Here is an 18351-nt window from a genome sequence, read left to right on the forward strand (position 1 = left end):
GGCTCAGGTGGCCGATGTGTTCATCAAGACCGGGTCGGTGAACGCGGCCGCCAAAGCGGTCGGGCGGGCGCATTCCACGGTTCGGCAGGTGCTCGTTGATCAGGGCTTGATCGAGCCCGAGCAGCAGCGGCGGGGTAAGTCCGCTGCACGGGCTCGGTTCTTTGAACTGCTCGATGAAGGGTGGTCTGTCGCGCGGGCGGCCCGCGAGGTCGAGGTCCATGTCAAGACAGGCCAGCGTTGGCGGTACGGGGACCGGCGAGTCGGCAACACGCGGGTGCATCCCGATGGCACGGTCAGCGATGACATCGCCGGCAGGCGGTACACACGACCGGTGAAAACCCGTGCAGCCCATACTGAAACCACATCTGATGACGAGTCGGCTAGCAGGTATTTGCAGCTCACGGACCGGCTGGCGATCGCTGATGGACTGGCCGCCGGGCTGACCCGCACCGCGATCGCCGACATGATCGGCCGGCACAAGTCCACGGTGTCCCGCGAGATCTCTGCGCGCAGTATCGAGGGCCTGTATCTGCCGTATCAGGCCGATGCGGCGGCCGCATTGGCCCGGTCCCGGCCAAAAGAGTCCAAACTTGTCACCAACCAGAGGCTGCGGGAACAGGTCGAACAGGGGCTGGATCAGCGGTGGTCCCCGGAGGAGATTTCGCATCGCCTGGTCAAGGACTTTCCAGACGACGAGAGCATGCGGGTGAGCCACGAAACGATCTATCAAGCCCTGTATTTTCAGGCCCGTGGTGGGCTGAAAAAGGAAGTGACTCAAGCACTTCGGTCCGGCCGCACCACACGCAAACCGCAACGCAAACCCGGCGAGCGCTACCAGCGGTTCGTCGACCCGATGCTCATGATCGCCGACCGGCCCGACATCGAGGATCGGGCCGTCCCGGGGCACTGGGAAGGCGACCTGATCATGGGTGAACTCAACAAGACCGCGATCGGCACCCTGGTCGAACGCGCGACCCGCTACACGATGCTGGTGCACCTGCCCGGCAGCCATGACGCCGAAACGGTTCGCGACGGGCTGATCGCCACGATGATGACCCTGCCCGAGCACCTGCGGGGATCGCTGACCTGGGACCAAGGCGCCGAGATGGCCGGCCACAAAGGATTCACCACCGCCACCGACATGCAGGTGTACTTCTGCGACCCGGCCAGCCCGTGGCAGCGCGGCACCAACGAGAACACCAACGGCCTGCTGCGCCAGTACTTCCCCAAGGGCAGCGACCTGAGTGTGTTCGGACCCGAAGACCTCGAACACGTCGCCCAGCAACTCAACGGACGCCCACGCAAAACGCTCGACTGGGACACCCCAGCCGAGCGCTTGCGTGATCTACTGCTGACTCAATAACCAGCAGTGTTGCGACGACCCCTAGAAACCGCCGCCTGGGGACGACCATTTCGGCTATTTCGAGGCACTTCTTTCGGGTCGGCGTAGTGTCGGAAGGGCAGCCAATCCGCGACGAAAGGCAGCCGCATGAGTCAAGAAACCAAGAGCGTCAACGACATCCGTACCGCGATCCGCGAGCTTTCCGCGCGCGCCGAGCTGGCGCGGAAAGAGGGCCGGCCCGACGACGCCGCCGAGCTCGAACAACGGGTAGACGGTTACCGGCGGGAACTGGCCGCCAAACCCTGACGCGCTAGGCACGGAGCAAGCGGAAGCTGAGCGCTCCACCACAGATCGCAACGAGCCCCGCGACGATGAACGCCGCGCTGAGTCCAGGTGTCGAGACGCCGGCGCTCATGTCGCCCGTTGTGGCCAACGCACCGCACAGCGCGACCCCGATGGTCAGACCGAGCTGACGAGCCGCGTTGACCGCCGCGGCCGCGGTGCCGGCGCGCGCCGGTGGTACCGAGGTTGCGGCGATGGCGGGCAGCACGGGTGAGACCATCCCGGCGCCGACGCCGGTCACCGCCAGCGCGGCGATGAGCGTCGTCCACTGCGGCCGGGCGACGATGGCGCCGCCCGCCAGGCATGCCAGGCCGGTCAGCACCGTGCCACCACCGAGCACCCAGCTTCGCGGCGCATCGTGCAGTCGGGCACTGCAGGTGAGCGATACCCCGATGAACGCCGCCAGCTGAATGGTCAGGATCAGCGATGCCTGCAGCGCGCTCAGGCCCGCGGTGCCCTGCAGCCACCGCGACAGCGCGGGCAGTGCCGCAAAACCGGCGAAATAGTAGGCGAACGCCGCGGTGAGCGCGCCGGTGAAGCCGCGGGTGGCGAACAGGCCCGCAGGCAAGACCGGATTGGCAACACGGCGCTGGACGACGACGAATGCGCCGGCGGCCACCAGGCCTGTCACGGCACCCGCGACGGTGCCGGTCGAGACCCAGCCGTGTTCTCCGGCGTTGATCATCGCGTAGGTGATCCCGGTCATCGCTGTCGTGATCAGCGCTGCGCCGGCGACGTCGACCCGGCCACCGCGGTGGTGCTCGCGCGGTAGCGCGGCCGCGCCGAGGAGTAGTGCGATGCCGCACACGGGTACCGCGGCGACGAACAACCAACGCCAGCTGAGGAATTCGGTGACGGCACCACCGGCGAGCGTGCCGACCGCGCTGCCCGCGCCGGCAACCGCACCCCAGATGGCAAACGCGATTCCGCGGGCGCGTCCGGAATAGGACTGTGTCAGCAGCGGCACCGCGGTCGCGAATATCGCGGCGCCGCCGACGCCTTGCAACGCGCGGGCGACGATCAGCAGACCGCCGGACTCCGCCAGCGCACAAGCCAGTGACGCGGCGCCGAATGCGGCCAAGGCGAGCAGGAACAGCCGCCGGTGCCCAATTCGGTCGCCGAGAGTTCCCATCGCCAAGACGAGGGCGGCGAGGGCCAAGGTGTAGACGTCGACGATCCACTGCGCGACCGTGAATCCGGTCCCGAGGTCGTCGGCGATGGTGGCTGCGCTGACGGTCACCACAGTGGTGTAGACGAGGAGGAGAAACGTTGCGGCGCAACATGCCAACAGCGGACGCCGGTCGGCGAGCCGGTTGGCCATCGCGACGGGTTGAGTGGGCTTCGATACGGAGGGTGTTGACGGCACAGTGCCACGTTGATGTAATGCCCTTGTACGTGTAAACCCTTACACCGAACCGCTGTTGCAGAACGTGACCGACCTGCTCAACCGGCCGCCGACCACGCCCGCAGAGCTCCAGGATCGGTGGACCGCACGGGCCATGCCCACCGAGCACGACGCTACGACCGAAGACCTACGACAGGTGCGAGAGTTCTTGCGGCAGTGGGAAACCCTGGTCGAAGCCCCCGCCGATGAGGACCGGGTGAGCGTTCTCAACCGACTGCTGGCCCGCTATACGACCAGCCCCTCGATCACCAATCACGACGGCAGCGGCTGGCACCTGCACTACCGCGCTCCCGACGCCGGATTCGCCGCCACGATGGCCGGCGCGACCAGCGCCGCCGCGGCTCACTACCTCGCCGAACGGGGCATGCACCGGATTCGTCGCTGCGCACGGACCGACTGTGCGAACGCCTTCGTCGACTTCACCCGGCCCGGGACGCAGAAATACTGCAGCCACGGTTGCGCGAACCGCGACGCCGTCCGTCGGCACCGGGCGTCATCGGGCCGACGCAGCGGCTGAGACTCAGGCCTCCAGGCGGCGGAATGAGCTGCGGTGGAAGACCATCGGCTCGACGTCCGGGTTGACGATGATGTCGCTGATTGCCAGGACCACGATGGTGTGATCACCGGCGGGAACCAGTTGATCGATCGACGTCTCGAGCCACACGCTGGTGCCGTGGATGAACAGCGAACCGTTCTCGCGCGCCTCGGTTTCCATGCCGGCGAACCGATCGCCGGTCTTCGCGGCGAGGGTGCGCGCCGCGGCGTCGTGGTGCTGTCCCAACACGCTGATACCCAGGGCCGGCAGGTCCTTGAGCTTGGGCCAGGTGGTCGAGGTGTTCTGCACACAGAACGACACGAGCGGCGGTTCCAGCGACACCGGCACGAAGGTACTGGCGGCCAGGCCGACCTTGACGCCCTCGACTTCGGCTGCGATGGCGACGACACCGATGGGGAAGCAGCCGAACGCTGCACGCAGGGACGCCGGGCTGAGATCTGTGGAGCTCATAGTCCCTCCATCTTCACACGGCGCTCCCCGGCGCACCCGAGCAAGCGTCCGCTTGGCGGGAATGCGCTGCTACCGGCCCAGGTAGCGCGCCAGCGAGTCTTCGGACGACTCGGGTATGAATCCCGTTGATTCCAGCTTCTGGTTGTCGAGCGCGCTGTTCCGCGGGCGGGGTGCCACCGCCCTGGTCGCCGAGGCGAAATAGGCGTCGGTGCTGACGCCGGTGACCCGCTGGGGGTCGTGTCCGGCCAGCTCAAATATCCGGCGGGCGATGTCGGCCCACGACGTGGCCGGGCCCGCGCCGGTGACGTTGTACGTCCCGTAGGGAGCGCCGGTCGTGGTGAGGTGTCGGACCGCCCGGGCCAGCTCGGAGGTGAAGGTCAGCCGCCCGAACTGGTCGTCGACCACCGACGGGTCGACGCCGCGCTCGGCCAGCGACAGCATGGTGCGGACGAAGTTGTGGCCGTCGCCGATCACCCATGACGTCCGCAGGAGGTAGTGCCGCGGCACCGTCGCGACGAGCTGGTCGCCCGCCGCCTTGGTCTGGCCGTACACGCCCAGCGGGGCGATCGGGTCGTCCTCCCGGTACGGCGACTCGGACGTGCCGTCGAAGACGTAGTCGCTGGAGAAGTGCACCAGCGTGAGGCCGCGGGCGGTCGCGATGCGCGCCAGTGCCGCAACCCCCGTGACGTTGACGGCCCAGGCGTCGGCCCGACCGCCCGGCGTCTCGGCGTCGTCCACCGCCGTGTAGGCGGCCGCGTTGATGACGGTGTCGTAGTCCTGCCACCGGATCGCCGTTTCCAGGTCCCCGGCCAGATCCACCTCGTCCCGCGTGACGAACTCAACGCTCGGGTCGTCGCCGTAGTCGGCGCGCAGGGCCCGGCCGAGTTGACCATTCGCACCAAGTACCAACGTCTTTCGCGGTGCGACGGGTTGCACGTCCGCCAACCGCGGATGCGTCCGGTCCTTGACCGACAGCTCGGCGCGCTCGAGCGGAATCGGCCATTCGATGGCCAGCGTCTCGTCGGCCAGATTCACCGAAACATATTGGGCGTCAAACGAATAGTGGTCGTTGACCAGGTAGACGTATGCGGTGTCGGCTTCCAGGGTCTGATACGCGTTGCCGACCCCGCGGGGCACGAACACGGCGCGCGACGGGTCCAACTCGGCGGTGAACACGGCCCCGAACGACGGGCCGTCCCGCAGGTCGACCCAGGCACCGAAGATCCGGCCTGTCGCAACGGAGACGAACTTGTCCCACGGTTCGGCGTGGATGCCGCGGGTGGTGCCTGCCGCGTCGTTGAACGACACGTTGTTCTGCACGGGCCCGAAATCCGGCAGTCCGAGCGCCGTCATCTTCTCGCGCTGCCAGTTCTCTTTGAACCAGCCGCGGTTGTCGCCGTGGACCGGCAGTTCCCAGACGGTCAGCCCGGGGATCGGTGTGGTGTTGGCGGACAACGGTTTCCCGTACTCGGTCACTGGTCGCCCGTCGCTCACTGGCCCTGGCTGGCGTAGCGCGCTTCGGTGGCGTCCTTGACCGGCCGCCACCATGCGTCGTTGTCGCGGTACCAGGCGATGGTGGCGCTCAGCCCGTCGGCGAAATCGAGATACTTTGGCTGCCAACCGAGTTCGGTGCGTAGCTTGGTGGAATCGATGGCGTAACGCAGGTCATGACCCGCGCGGTCGGTGACATGGCCGTACGCGTCGGCCGGTTGCCCCATCTGCGTCAGGATCATCTCGATGACGGCCTTGTTGTCCTTCTCGCCGTCCGCACCGATCAGGTACGTCTCACCGATGCGGCCCTGCTCGATGATCGCGAGCACCGCGGACGAGTGATCGTCGACGTGGATCCAGTCCCGCACATTGCGACCCGCACCATAGAGCTTCGGCCGGATTCCGCACAGCACGTTGGTGATCTGGCGCGGAATGAACTTCTCGACGTGCTGGTAGGACCCATAGTTGTTGGAGCAGTTGGAAATTGTGGCGCGGACCCCGAACGAGCGCACCCAGGCCCGCACCAGCAGGTCACTGCCGGCCTTGGTCGACGAATACGGTGACGACGGGTTGTATGCCGTGCCCTCGGTGAACTTGGCGGGATCGTCGAGTTCGAGGTCGCCGTACACCTCGTCGGTAGAGATGTGGTGCAGCCGGGCACCGTGCTTGCGCACCGCCTCCAGCAGCGTGAACGTCCCGATCACGTTGGTGTGCAGGAACGGTTCCGGATCCCGCAGCGAGTTGTCGTTGTGCGATTCGGCGGCGAAGTGCACCACGATGTCGGTCGTGGCCATCAGCTCGTCGACCAAGGCCGCGTCGGCGACGTCACCGAGGACGAACGTCATCCGCTGTTCCGGCAGGCCCGCGAGGGATTCCCGGTTGCCCGCGTAGGTCAGCTTGTCCAGCACCGTCACGTGATGGTCGGTGTGGTCGAGGACGTATCGGACGAAGTTGGCGCCGATGAATCCGGCGCCCCCGGTGACCAGCAGCCGTGCCATCAAAGTCCCCTGGCCAGCAGGTCCAACAGATACGTGCCGTAGCCGGACTTCACCAACGGCTCGGCGCGCTGCCGCAGTTCGTCACCGCTGAGATAGCCACGCCGCCAAGCGATTTCCTCGGGCACCCCGATCTTCAATCCGGTGCGCCGCTCGATCGTCCGGACGAATTCCGCCGCGTCCGTCATCTGGTCGAATGTCCCGGTGTCGAGCCACGCCGTCCCGCGGGGCAGCACCTGCACCCGTAATCTGTTCTGCGCCAGATAGGTTCGGTTGATATCGGTGATCTCGTACTCGCCGCGGGCGCTGGGCTTCAGCTCGCGCGCGATCGACACCACGTCGTTGCTGTAGAAGTACAGGCCCGGCACGGCGTAGTTACTCTTCGGCACCACAGGCTTTTCCTCCAGGGAGACCGCCCGCCCGGCGTCGTCGAACTCGATGACGCCGTAGGCCGAGGGCTCGGCGACCCAGTAGCCGAAGATCGCCCCGCCGTCGACGTTGGTGAACCGCTGTAGCTGATTGCCCAGACCAGGGCCATAGAGCAGGTTGTCACCGAGCACCAGTGCGACGCTCTGTCCGTCAAGGAAATCCGCGCCGATGGTGAAAGCCTGCGCGAGACCGTCGGGCGACGGCTGCTGGGCATAGCTGATCGATACGCCGTACTGCGATCCGTCGCCGAGCAGCCGCTCGAAACTCGGCGCATCGAGCGGCGTCGTGATGACCAGGATGTCGGTGATCCCCGCCAGCATCAGCGTGGACAGCGGGTAATAGATCATCGGTTTGTCGTAAACCGGGATCAGCTGCTTGGAGACCCCGGCCGTGACGGGGTGCAGTCGCGTCCCCGCGCCGCCCGCCAGGATGATCCCTTTCACTCAGCAATCCTGACATACAGCCGCCGGCCACAGAGCGGCATGCGCTGGACACGCCTGCCCGGCAGGCCGTTCAGCGCGCGGATTCGAGGGCCGGCTCGGACGCCAGCGTCTTGCCGTCCTGCACGATCTCCAGCCCGGACGACGAGACGTGGTACTCGGCCGAATCGGGATCGTTGATCGCGACATAGCCGTCGCCGGATGCGTGCACGGTGCCCAGCCGGATCTTCGCGCCGTCGGACAGCCGATACCCCAGGTAATACAGCACGCCGACGCTGCTGCGGCAGATCACGACCGCCGACTGCGGCGTCCGCAGGATCATCGCGGCCTCGTCCGCACCGGCGCACCGGGCGGCCCCGTCGTAGGTGGTGAAGCCGTGGGAGTCGGCGTCGGGCAGCACCATTCGCGCTGTCGTGGGCGTCAGCGTCGTGGAGCTCTCCGGCTCGGTGGATTCGACCGAGGTCACGGTCACGCCCGACGTCTCGACCGGGGTCGTCGTGGCCTCCGCCGAAGTCGTTGCGCCGCTATGGCCGTCACGCCCACCCATCAACGCCACGCCGGCGAAGACCAGGGCCACCGCCAGCAGCACCCCGATTCCCATGAGTGCCCAGACCGTCGGGCTCAGTCCGCGCCGCGTCGTCGCCGGCGGATTTGGTTGGTGCGCAAGCCCCATGGGCGCGGCGACCGGCGCGGCGTGAACTGTCGGCGCTCCGGGTACCGCGGGAGCCGAGGCGGACGGCGGCAGCGTCGCCGCCGCGCCACGTGCCAGTGCCGCGGCGAAATCCCCACACGACTGGAAGCGGTCAGCAGGTCGACGGGCCATCGCGATCGCCATCACGGGGTCCAGATCGGCGAGATCTGGCCGGAACTCTGCCAGCCGCGGCACCACTCCGCTCAAGCGTTGGCTGATGATCACCACCGGGGTGGAGTCCCCGCCCGGGGAGTGGCCGGTCAACAGCTGAAAAGCCGTGGCGGCCAGGGCATATTGATCGGAGCGACCATCGAGGGCCTCGCCCAGCAATTGCTCCGGCGACGCGTAGTTCGGCGTGCCGAGCGTCATGTTCGTCGACGTCAGTCCGTCGAAATCGTCGACGCGGCGGGCGATCCCGAAATCGGCCAACAGCACCCGACCACGGCCCGGGCCCCCTGCGCCCAACAAGATGTTCGCGGGTTTGACGTCGCGATGCAGCAGCCCGCGGCTGTGCGCGTGATCCAGCGCGTCGGCAATCGCGGTGACGATGGCGATCACCTGGCCGCGCGGCATCCCACCGGGGCACTGCGTCCGGACCACATCACCGGCGTCGGAACCCTCGACGTAGTCCATCGAGATCCACAGTCGCCCGTCGCATTCGCCGCGGTCGTGCACTCCGACGATGTGCTGGTGCCACAACGTCGCCGCGGCGTCAGCCTCGCGCTCGAAGCGCCGCCGGTATTCGGCGTCGCCGGACAACGTCGCCGGCAGTACCTTCAGCGCGTCGGTGCGAGGCAGCCGCGGATGCTGGACCAGGTACACCTCGCCCATGCCTCCGGCACCCAATTTTCTGACCACGGTGAATCCGGCGAAGACCGATCCATCGGGCAGCGACATGGTCGGATCGTAACTGCCAGAACACGAATCGGCGGCCACTCGAGACTCGCTCGAGTGGCCGCCTGCCGCATGTCGCGGGGTCTACCGCTTGTCCATGATTCCCTCGATCTGGTTGACACCGTGGATGCCGCTGTTGGTGTCACTTTCCAGGACCACCAGCCCGTTGCCATCGCGGTTGAGCGTGATCAGCATCGTCTCGTGAGCCATGCCGACGTCCGTCTTTCCCTGCTTCTGCAGCGGCGCGACGATGTCGTCGTGCAGCTTGGCGAAGAAGTTGGCGTCCATGCCGTTCGCGTTCCAGGCCCGGTACTGGTGCTTGCCGCTGGGCAGGAATGCCTTGTCGTGGTCGGAGACCTCGATGACCTGGTTGACCCACTTCGTCTCATCTTTGGACACCTTGCCGGCCTTGACCGCGCGGTCGATGTCCTCGCGGGCCCCGCTGTACAACCGGGTCAGGTGGATGTGCAGCTGGTCCATGCCGCGGCCGTCCTTTGAATTGATGCCCAGGGCCCAGTCCGGGGCGCTGGAGAAGTGGAGCGACTCGAAGCCGGCCTTGAAGTAGTTCGGGGCGTCCGAGCGGAGCAGTTTGTCGCACTCGATCCCGGTCTCGCGCACGGTCGGCACGATCAACAGGTCCTGGGTCTCCTTCATCGCGTTCTTGTCGGACTTACCCGGCTTGACGGCCCAGCCGCGCGTCGAGTCGTTGCCCGGCCACTGGACCTCGAAGTTGTGGCCCGGGTTCTTCGGCGAGTGCTGTCCGGTGGTGCCGTGTGCCGGCGGCTTGACGCCGTCCCAGATGCCGTCCTGCTTGTGGTCGTCGCAACCTTGGAAGTGCTGCGTGCCCGTCTCTGCGTGGGCCACCGGCGACAGACCGAAGACCAGCGCCGGCGCTGCCACCATGGCGGCGGCGGCCGCGATACGGCGGGTGAAGCGGGAGCGGGTGGTCACGGTCGTGGTGGTCATCTTGTCTCCTGAAGGTTTGGGGTGTGCTTCGGTGTTGAAGCAACCTTCGCGGAATTGACGCCCCAGGTCAGTCCGCTGATCGGGCCCCCGACCGGACGAAATCGGTGTCCTCCGATTGGGGGACACAACCGGCTTCCCGCAGGCCGGCGCTCCCTCCACACAGTCGATTTGGAGCCGTCAACTTTCCTTGACCGTCAAGGAAAGTTGACGGCTCCCGACGAAAGGTGTCTGTGGAGAGCCCGCACCGCCAAACCAGCTACCACCGCTCTCATGGGAGTTGAGTAGCCTTGGCGCCATGTCCGATGCGTCGATCCTCTCTGTGCTGCGAGAGCGCGCCGGCCTGACTCCCGACGACGTGGCGTTCACCTTCACCGATTACGACCACGACTGGGACGGCGTCACCGAGAGCCTGACCTGGGCCCAGCTGTACCGCCGCACCCTCAACGTGGCGCACGAGCTCAGCATGCACGGCGCCCCCGGCGACCGGGCGCTGATCATCGCGCCGCAGGGGCTCGCGTACATCGTCGGGTTCCTGGGCGCCATGCAGGCGGGTTTCATCGCGGTACCGCTGTCGGTGCCGCTACCTGGCTCGCACGACGAGCGCGTCAGCGCCGTCATCACCGACACGTCGCCGACGGTCGTGCTGACCACCGCCGCCGCGTTCGACATCGCGGCGCAGAACGTGGACGACGGCGCCTCCATGGTCGCCGTGATCGCCGTCGACACCCTCGATCTGGACGCCGACCGAGATTTCGACGAAGACGTGCCCGCGGGCCCGGACATCGCGTACCTGCAGTACACCTCGGGCTCGACGCGGCTGCCGGCCGGCGTGATGATCTCGCACAAGAACCTGCGGGTGAACATCGAGCAACTGCTCGCCGATCTGCTGTCGCAGCACGGCGGGGCGCTGCCGCCGGGGTCGACGCTGGTCTCGTGGCTGCCCTTCTACCACGACATGGGCCTGGTGCTCGGGATCGCGGTGCCCATCTTGTCCGGCCATCAGGCCGACCTGATGAGTCCGATCGCGTTCCTGACCCGCCCCGTCCGCTGGCTGCAGGCGCTGTCCCGGAACAACCCCGCGTGGTCGGCCGCCCCGAACTTCGCGTTCGATCTCGCCACCCGGCGCGTCACCGCGGCCGAGATGGCCGAACTCGATCTCAGCGGCGTCATCGGCATCAACAACGGTGCCGAGCGCATTCACCCACCGACCTTGGTGAAGTTCGACGATCGCTTCGCGGCCGTCGGCTTCCGGCCCGAGATGATGGTGCCGTCGTACGGCCTGGCCGAGGCGACGCTGTTCGTGGCCAGCGGCGCCCACGGCCGTCCGCCGGAGGTCGTCGAGTTCGCCGCCGACGAACTGACCCAGGGCATCGCGCTGCGCAAAGCGGGTGGCACCCCCCTCATGCGGTACGGGCGGGCGGCCGCACCGCTGCTGCAGATCGTCGATGCCGATACTTGCCAGCCCTGCCCTGACGGCGTCGTCGGCGAAATCTGGACCTGCGGCGACAACGTCTCCGCAGGCTACTGGCGCAAGCCCGAGCAGACCGGATCCGCATTCGGCGCGACCCTGGCGGACGCCCCCGAAGGCACACCCGAGACGGGCTGGCTGCGCACCGGAGACCAGGGCTTCATCTCCGACGGTGACCTGTTCATCGTGGGCCGCATCAAGGACATGCTGATCGTGCGCGGCCGCAACCACTACTCCGACGACATCGAAGCAACGGTGCAGAAGATCAGCCGCGGCCGGGTGGCGGCGATCGCCGTGACCGACGACCACACCGACCAGCTGGTCACCATCATCGAACTCAAGGCGCGGGCCGACGCCGACGAGCTCACGGTGATGAAAAACGATGTGGTCGCCGCGATTTCGCGGGCGCACGGATTGCAGGTCGCCGACGTGGTGCTGGTGGAGGCGGGCTCGATCCCGACCACCACGAGCGGCAAGATGCGCCGCTCGGCCTGCGCTGAGCAGTACCGGCAAGGGCAGTTCACTCGGTTGGACGCGTAGCCCGCGCCCCGATGTGGATCACCCTGCTGGTGATGGCGGTCGCGGTCAGCCTGGAGCCGTTCCGGATCGGCATGTCCGTCGTCATGCTGAACCGGCCGCGCCCGCACCTGCAGCTGGCCGCCTTCCTGTGCGGCGGTTTCCTGATGGGTCTGACCGTCGGCGCGGTGGTGCTGTTCGTCCTCGAGTCCCGGTTACCCGCTTGGGCCTCAGCGCATTTCAATCTGCCGACGGTGCAGATCGTCATCGGCGTCCTGGCGTTGGTGGCGTCGTTGTTCCTGGCCGTCACCACGGGACGCGACCGCCAGGTGCCGGAGTGGCTGAGCAGGTTGCTCGACGGCCGGTCGCTGTGGGTCGCCGGCGTCGCGGGTCTGGGCATCGCGCTGCCCTCGGTCGACTATCTGGCTGCGCTGGCCGTGATCGCCGCCGCGCGCGTCGAAGCCGACGTACGGATGAGTGCCCTGGTGGCATTCAACGTGGTGGCGTTCTCGTTGGTCGAGGTCCCGCTGCTGGCCTACCTCATCGCGCCGCAACGCACGCGCGCGGCAATGAGCAAGCTGCACAACTGGATTCGCGCCCGGCAGCGGCACGAAGTCGCTGGGCTGCTGGCGGCGGTCGGCGTGGTGCTGGTCGCGGCGGGTGCGCTGGGGATCTGACCCCTAGTGCGCGCTCGGCCCGTGGCTCAGCACGTAGTTGATGCCCGACATCAGCTGGGAGACCGGGTCGGCGGCACCACCGAAGGCGGCCTGTGTGGCCGGGGCGGTGGCGGCGGCCGGGTCGTAGCCGTGCACCGGGTCGACCTCGATGGGCGCGGTCGCCGGGTCGTCGTTGCGTGAGTACCCGCTGTCGATCATCGGTTTCATCACGGCGTCAAGGTGATTCATGTCCGCTTCGGACATGCCGAGGTACTTGAACGGCACGACGAGCGGCAGGTGCTGCTCGGGGATCAGGTACGTCGTGGTCTTGGCGCCGCGGGAGTTGACGGTCGTGATGATGTTCTGCGGCGGCACGTTCTTCGGGTTGGTGAACGCCACCGCGGTGTGGCCGGTGGCCAGGCCGACGACCGCGTTCGCCAGTGCCATCAGGTTGTCCGGCCGGTCCGGCCAGTCGGCGATGCTGTCGTATGCGGAGACGAATTGGTGTGTGTCGTACTGACTGTCGACCGCCGGCGGCATCAGGAAGTCCAGCGCGGGCACCGTGCTGCCGACGGGAAAGGTCTGCCGCAGGAAGCTCTGGGTCCAGGGGTTGACCGTCAGCGGGTCGCCGTAAGTGGCGAACGACAGCTCGTTCGGCGCCGGCGCAGCCGGGTCATAGGCCAGCCGGTCCTGCACGGCGTGCACGACCATCGCGCCTTCCGACAGGCCGATCACGGTGCCGGGGCCGCCCTCACGGACCCGGCGGATGACGTTGTCCTGCCCGATGTCGACGGACTCACCGATGCTCGGGCCGTTCAACCCGATCTCCGGCATCTTCTGGTGCAGTTCCTCGACGCCCGGGATGAAGCTGAGCACGTGGCCCTGAACCTGGCCGGCAGGGTAGTCGACGATCTCGCGTTGCAGGCCCGGGAACCAGTCCGCGCCGGTACGCCGGATGTACTCGTCGTACGGAATACCCATGACGTGGGCGCCGCCGAGGGCGTACCCGCGACCGGGGGTACCGATCGGCGGGATGGCGGGGACGATCGTGTCGCCGGACCCGGAGCCACCCGAAGGCTCGTCAGCCGTGGCGATCCAATCCGCGAGAGGCCCTGAGGCACCGACCGTCAGCAGCGTGGTGGCAATTGCCAACGAGCTGGCAAGTAGCTTCTTCATGCGTTGCTCCCCTGCGGTTTTGGTCGTGACGGCCACCAGTTCGCCTCTCCGACGAGCGTGGCCATGGCGGGCACGGTGATGGTCCGTACCAGGAACGTGTCCAGCAGGATGCCGGCGCCGATGACGAATCCGCCCTGGATCACCGTGCCGATGCTGGAGAACAGCAGACCCCACATCGAGGCCGCGAAGATCAGGCCGGCCGCGGTGATCACGCCGCCGGTCGACGACAGCGTGCGAATGATGCCGTACCGCATGCCATGTGGCGATTCGTCACGCATGCGCGAGACGAACAGCATGTTGTAGTCGGCGCCGACGGCGACCAGCACCACGAAAGCCAATGGTGGAACGGTCCAGTGCAACGGCTCGTGGAACAGGTACTGGAACACCACGACTCCGATACCGAGCGCGGCGAAGTACGAAAGCACCACGGAGCCAACCAGATACAGCGGCGCGATCAGCGACCGCAGGAGCAGCATCAGGATCAGCAGCACCACGGCGATGGTGACGATGATGATGAACCGGATGTCGTTCTGGTAGTAGTCGCGAGTGTCCTTGAGCGCCACCGGATATCCGCCCATCGACACCGTCGCATCGGACAGCGACGTGTTCGGCTGGGCGCCGCGGGCGGTGTCGCGGATGGTGTTGACCTGATCCATCGCGGCGGAGCTGAACGGGTCGAGCTTGGTGAGGACCAGATACCGCACCGAGTGTCCGTCGGGCGAGATGAACATCTTGGACGCCGACTTGAAGGCCGCCAGCTGCAGCACCTCGGGCGGGATGTTGAATCCTGCCTGGGTCGGACCGGCCGCGTTCTGTTTCATCGACAGCAGGAACGCCCCGGCCTGGTCGAGACCTGAACGCATCAGCTTGATCTGGTCGACGACTTCGTCCACCCCGTTGGCGACTTCGCGGCTCCCGCTCGCCGACCGATCGGCGCCCTGGCGGAGTTTCGTCAGGTTGGCCTGCGCGCCGGCGGGGCTGTCCATCCCCATGCTGCGCATCACCTTGGTCAGGTTCGTCATCGCGCCCTGGAGCTGCGCCACCGAGGCGTTGAGCGTCTTCCGGTCCTGCATGGACTGCAACTGCCCGGCGAGCTTGTTGATCTCGTCGATGGTGCCGTCCTGGCGCGCTTCCTCGAGGCGCTGGAAGTGGCCCCGCGTTTCCGCGCAGGACAGGTCGAGGTCGCACACCGCGTTGTTCTGCAGTGCCGCCAGCACCGGACCCACCCAGCCGAACATGTCTTTGGCCGCCGTGTAATTCAGCCCGAGGGTGTTGCCGAGCTTGCTGACACTGTTGACGAGCTTGGCCGCGACCTCGACGTTCTGCACCAGCTTGTCGCCGCCGTACTGGCTGCGCATCGCGGTGAAGGCGTCCAGCGTCGTCTGGAGGCTGCCGGCGATCTGGGTGACCTGGCCGCGCACGTCGCTGAGGTTGGTCGCGAGGGTGTCGGCGCCCTTCGCCAGTCGGTTGATGTCGTTGGTGCGCTCGCCGATCATGCCGGCGCCCTCGGTCAGCCGGTCACCGACCAGGCCGGCCTGGAAGGTGGCGCGGAACTCCGGCGGCACCTCGCCGAGGGGACGGGTGATGCCGCTGACCATCGCGACGTCCGGCAATTGGCTGATGCGCGACGCCATCTGCTCCAGGTCCGCGAGGGCCTGCGGGGAGCGCAGGTCGCGCGGCGACTGGACGAGCACGTACGACGGCACGGACTGGTTGACGTTGAAGTGGCTCTCGAGCGCGGCGTACCCGACGGAACTCGGAGCCGACGAGGCGACGGCCTTGCGGTCGTCGTAGTTGAACTTCGCGAAGCTCGCGGCACTGGCCAGCAGGATCAGCACCAGCAGGCTGGCCACCAGATGCAGACGCGGCCGGCGGACGATGCGGGCGCCGGACCGGCGCCACAGCTGTGCGGTGATCTCGTTTCGCGGCTTGATCCAGCCGCGCGGCCCGACGAGCGTGATGATCGCGGGCAGCAGCGTCACCGCGGCGAGGAAGGCCACCAAGATGCCGATCGCCGACGACACCCCGACGGTAGAGAAGACGCCCATCTTGGCGAAGCTGATGCCGAGGAAGGTGACGCCGACCGTCGCCGCCGACGCGGTGATGACCTTGCCGACGGACGTCAGCGCCTTGCGCACCGCGTCGGTTGACTCGTCGCCCAGTCGCACATAGTCGTGGTAGCGGCTGATCAGGAACACCGCATAGTCCGTGCCCGCGCCGAAGATCATGGCGCTCAGCAGGATGATGGCCTGGTTCGACACCCCCAGCCCGGTCAGCTGGGACAGCCCGGCGACCGCGGCCTGCGCGATCACCAAGGACATGCCGATGCCGGCCAGCGGCAACATCATGGTGACGGGGTTGCGATAGACGACCAGCAGGACCAGGAGCACCAGGACCGCGATGGCGATCTCGATGGGCATCCGGTCCTTCTCACCGGCGACGGTGAGGTCGGCGACGGTGGCCGCCGGCCCGGCGAGCTGAATCTTCAGCGGACTGCCCGCGGTGCTGTGTTTGACGATGTCGGCCACGCGGTTGTAGGCGGCGTACGACTGCGGCGTGCCCAGCGCGCCGGTCAAACCGACCGGCAACACCCAGGCCTTCTTGTCCTTGCTGGTCAGAAAGTTCCGCAGGGGTGGGGTGCTGATGAAGTCCTGCAGCATGACGACGTCGTGCGGGTCGTCGCGCAGGGCGTCCACCAACTTGCGGTAGGTGGCTTCGTCGGCTCGATCCAGGCCGCGGTCGTTGACGAGAACCACCAGCAGCAGGTCGTCGGTGCCGGGTTCCTTGAACGCCTCGGTCATCTGCCGGGCGGCGACGCTCGACGGGGAGTCGGCGGGCAGCATGGCCAGCGGATGCTTCTGGGCCATGTCGTTGAGGCTCGGCACAGCCAGCGGCAGGGCCACGGCGAGCGTGATCCACAGGCCGATCACCACCAACGGCCACCGCACCACAAAATCGGCTAGCCGTCGCAACTGAGGCCCCTTGTCGAGCCCGCCCGACGGGTCACCAGTTCCCGCCGTCGGCGATCCGCGAGCAGACCGACTTCATCGCTTCCAGGTACCTGGTCACGGACTTCTTGGCGATGGGGTTGTCCGGGTACATGACCTCCATGACCGTGCCACCCTCGTACCGGAAAACGTAGATGGTCAGCTGGTAGGAGTACCGGCCGTCGGAGTAGATGCCGATGTTGTTGGCGTACCCCATCTCGGTCGCCGCAAGAATTGTGTTGAGCGGGGCCGCGCCGCCGTGCAGGAAGTTCGACACCGGGAAGTTGGGCCGCGGCCAGTCCAGCCACGGTGCCAGCTCAAGCACGCGGTAGTACGGAACCCGCGCCATGTTCAGGTTGCCGTCGAACGATTCCTGCGCCGACCAGGCGGCTTCGTTGAAGGTCGCCGCGGCAATCGGCACGGTGATGGGCACCAGGCCGGTGAACCAGCCCTGCGTCATGAAGTTGTCCGACGTGCGCCGGGTGTCCCGCGGTGTGAGGCCGTAATACGTTGCGGCACCGGTCAATTCGTGTTCGACCTGGGCCATGCACGCGAACAGGCCACCGACGAACCGGGCGCCGGCTCCCTCGCAGGCAGCCTCGAACCGCGCCGTCTGGTCCGGGTCCAACAGAGATTCGCCGACCATGTCGCCGACCGACGGCTCCATGGCGTTCCCCAGCGGCAACGGGAACTCCGGCATGCTGTTGTTGTTGTTCTCAGCAAACTCGATCCAGGCCTGCACCTCAGGCGAGTCGACGGTCAGCGCCGAGGTGCGCTCGTGCTCCCGGACGCACCATTCGTCGAAGCTGCCGGCGTCCGGCAGAGCAAACGCTGAGCCCCCTGTTGTCAATGCTGTGTACCGGCCATGAGCCTCCAGCATGGTGATGCCGATGAGCGCAGCATCCCCGTGGACGTGATCGATGGCGGCGTAGAAGTTGAAACTGTCTTCGCTCTGCACGATGCCGAAGGAGAAGCAGCCCCACTCCAGTGGCGTCGGGATGTCCACCAGATGCTTGCGGACGTCTTCGACCGCCAACTCACCGTGATCGACGGGCTCGAACTCGAGATCCTCGGGATCGGTCAGAGTGTGCCGGAGGATGTCACCGGCGTCGGTGTACTCGAACCAGCTGCGGTAGGTGTCGTGCCTGCGCAGATAGGAGTTGAGCGCCTCGTTCATGGCCGCGATATCGCACTGACCAGGAACTTCGCACGTCGCGATGATCTGCCGGGAGTACTCGAGACCCGAGCCGGTGCGCTCGACGACGCCGCGGATGTGCTGGCCCTGCATGTAGCTGACCGGCACCGAACTCACAGGTGCCTGCCGGGCTACTTCACGAGCCGCCTCGGTCGGGTGCCAAGAGGTCAGAACACCTGGGATCGGCGTCCAATCATCGATCTTTCCGATCGTGATTTTCCCGATGCGCAATTACTTTCCTCCCAGGTCTGGACACACTGAGGCCCGGCAACGCTGTTGGCGTCATCAACATACCCCGGCAACCTTTGCCGGCGCCGTTACGCCTGGTAGGACGGTCCTCGCTGACCAATCA

Annotated in this window: 15 protein-coding genes; 5 read left to right on the forward strand and 10 right to left on the reverse strand. The window is 67.0% G+C overall.

The window, feature by feature from the left end; genetic code table 11:
- Nucleotides 1–166 precede the first annotated feature (166 nt).
- Entirely contained in the window at nt 167–1363 is a 1197-nt protein-coding gene (locus A7G45_RS04530; protein WP_276554911.1) for an IS30 family transposase, read from the forward strand.
- 126 nt (nt 1364–1489) lie between these two features.
- Entirely contained in the window at nt 1490–1648 is a 159-nt protein-coding gene (locus tag A7G45_RS04535; protein WP_260934206.1) for a hypothetical protein, read from the forward strand.
- 4 nt (nt 1649–1652) lie between these two features.
- Here the strand turns inward: A7G45_RS04535 and A7G45_RS04540 are convergent, their stop codons facing one another.
- A complete protein-coding gene (locus A7G45_RS04540) occupies nt 1653–3050 on the reverse strand; it encodes an MFS transporter (protein ID WP_260934208.1) in 1398 nt (465 codons plus the stop codon).
- A 64-nt stretch (nt 3051–3114) separates the two neighbouring features.
- On the opposite strand from A7G45_RS04540, the gene A7G45_RS04545 reads away from it, so the two are divergent.
- Nucleotides 3115–3606, forward strand: coding sequence for a CGNR zinc finger domain-containing protein (locus tag A7G45_RS04545; RefSeq protein ID WP_260937958.1), 492 nt, complete (start codon nt 3115–3117; stop codon nt 3604–3606).
- A gap of 3 nt (nt 3607–3609) precedes the next feature.
- On the opposite strand, the gene A7G45_RS04550 is transcribed toward A7G45_RS04545, so the two are convergent.
- From A7G45_RS04550 to A7G45_RS04575, 6 genes are all read right to left on the reverse strand, one after another.
- Entirely contained in the window at nt 3610–4095 is a 486-nt protein-coding gene (locus tag A7G45_RS04550) for a flavin reductase family protein (protein WP_260934211.1), read from the reverse strand.
- 69 nt (nt 4096–4164) lie between these two features.
- A complete protein-coding gene (gene rfbD, locus A7G45_RS04555) occupies nt 4165–5571 on the reverse strand; it encodes a dTDP-4-dehydrorhamnose reductase (RefSeq protein ID WP_260937960.1) in 1407 nt (468 codons plus the stop codon).
- A gap of 14 nt (nt 5572–5585) precedes the next feature.
- Nucleotides 5586–6584, reverse strand: a complete 999-nt coding sequence (gene rfbB, locus A7G45_RS04560) for a dTDP-glucose 4,6-dehydratase (protein ID WP_260934214.1) — start codon at nt 6582–6584, stop codon at nt 5586–5588.
- Complete coding sequence (gene rfbA / locus A7G45_RS04565) at nt 6584–7453, reverse strand: glucose-1-phosphate thymidylyltransferase RfbA (protein WP_043985901.1); 870 nt, start codon at nt 7451–7453, stop codon at nt 6584–6586. The genes rfbB and rfbA overlap by 1 nt, the downstream gene beginning before the upstream one ends.
- A gap of 70 nt (nt 7454–7523) precedes the next feature.
- Complete coding sequence (locus A7G45_RS32220; RefSeq protein WP_276554724.1) at nt 7524–9038, reverse strand: serine/threonine-protein kinase; 1515 nt, start codon at nt 9036–9038, stop codon at nt 7524–7526.
- 81 nt (nt 9039–9119) lie between these two features.
- Complete coding sequence (locus A7G45_RS04575) at nt 9120–10001, reverse strand: CDP-diacylglycerol diphosphatase (RefSeq protein ID WP_260934218.1); 882 nt, start codon at nt 9999–10001, stop codon at nt 9120–9122.
- A gap of 295 nt (nt 10002–10296) precedes the next feature.
- Here A7G45_RS04575 and A7G45_RS04580 point away from each other — a divergent pair, with 295 nt between their 5' ends.
- Nucleotides 10297–12009 (forward strand): AMP-binding protein, encoded by a 1713-nt coding sequence (locus tag A7G45_RS04580; protein ID WP_260934220.1) that lies wholly within the window; start codon nt 10297–10299, stop codon nt 12007–12009.
- 11 nt (nt 12010–12020) lie between these two features.
- Nucleotides 12021–12662 (forward strand): GAP family protein, encoded by a 642-nt coding sequence (locus A7G45_RS04585; RefSeq protein ID WP_260934223.1) that lies wholly within the window; start codon nt 12021–12023, stop codon nt 12660–12662.
- A gap of 3 nt (nt 12663–12665) precedes the next feature.
- Here the strand turns inward: A7G45_RS04585 and pe are convergent, their stop codons facing one another.
- From pe to A7G45_RS04600, 3 genes are read right to left on the reverse strand one after another with little or no spacing between them, the layout of a single operon-like run.
- Nucleotides 12666–13817 (reverse strand): acyltransferase PE, encoded by a 1152-nt coding sequence (gene pe / locus A7G45_RS04590; protein ID WP_260934226.1) that lies wholly within the window; start codon nt 13815–13817, stop codon nt 12666–12668.
- Nucleotides 13814–16789 carry an MMPL/RND family transporter gene (locus A7G45_RS04595; protein ID WP_260934227.1) on the reverse strand — a complete coding sequence of 992 codons (2976 nt, stop codon included), beginning with the start codon at nt 16787–16789 and terminating at the stop codon, nt 13814–13816. Before A7G45_RS04595 ends, pe begins: the two co-directional genes overlap by 4 nt.
- A gap of 31 nt (nt 16790–16820) precedes the next feature.
- Entirely contained in the window at nt 16821–18230 is a 1410-nt protein-coding gene (locus A7G45_RS04600; RefSeq protein ID WP_260934230.1) for a condensation domain-containing protein, read from the reverse strand.
- Nucleotides 18231–18351 lie beyond the last annotated feature (121 nt).

The organism is Mycolicibacterium llatzerense, from assembly GCF_025331195.1.
Taxonomy (GTDB): domain Bacteria; phylum Actinomycetota; class Actinomycetes; order Mycobacteriales; family Mycobacteriaceae; genus Mycobacterium; species Mycobacterium llatzerense.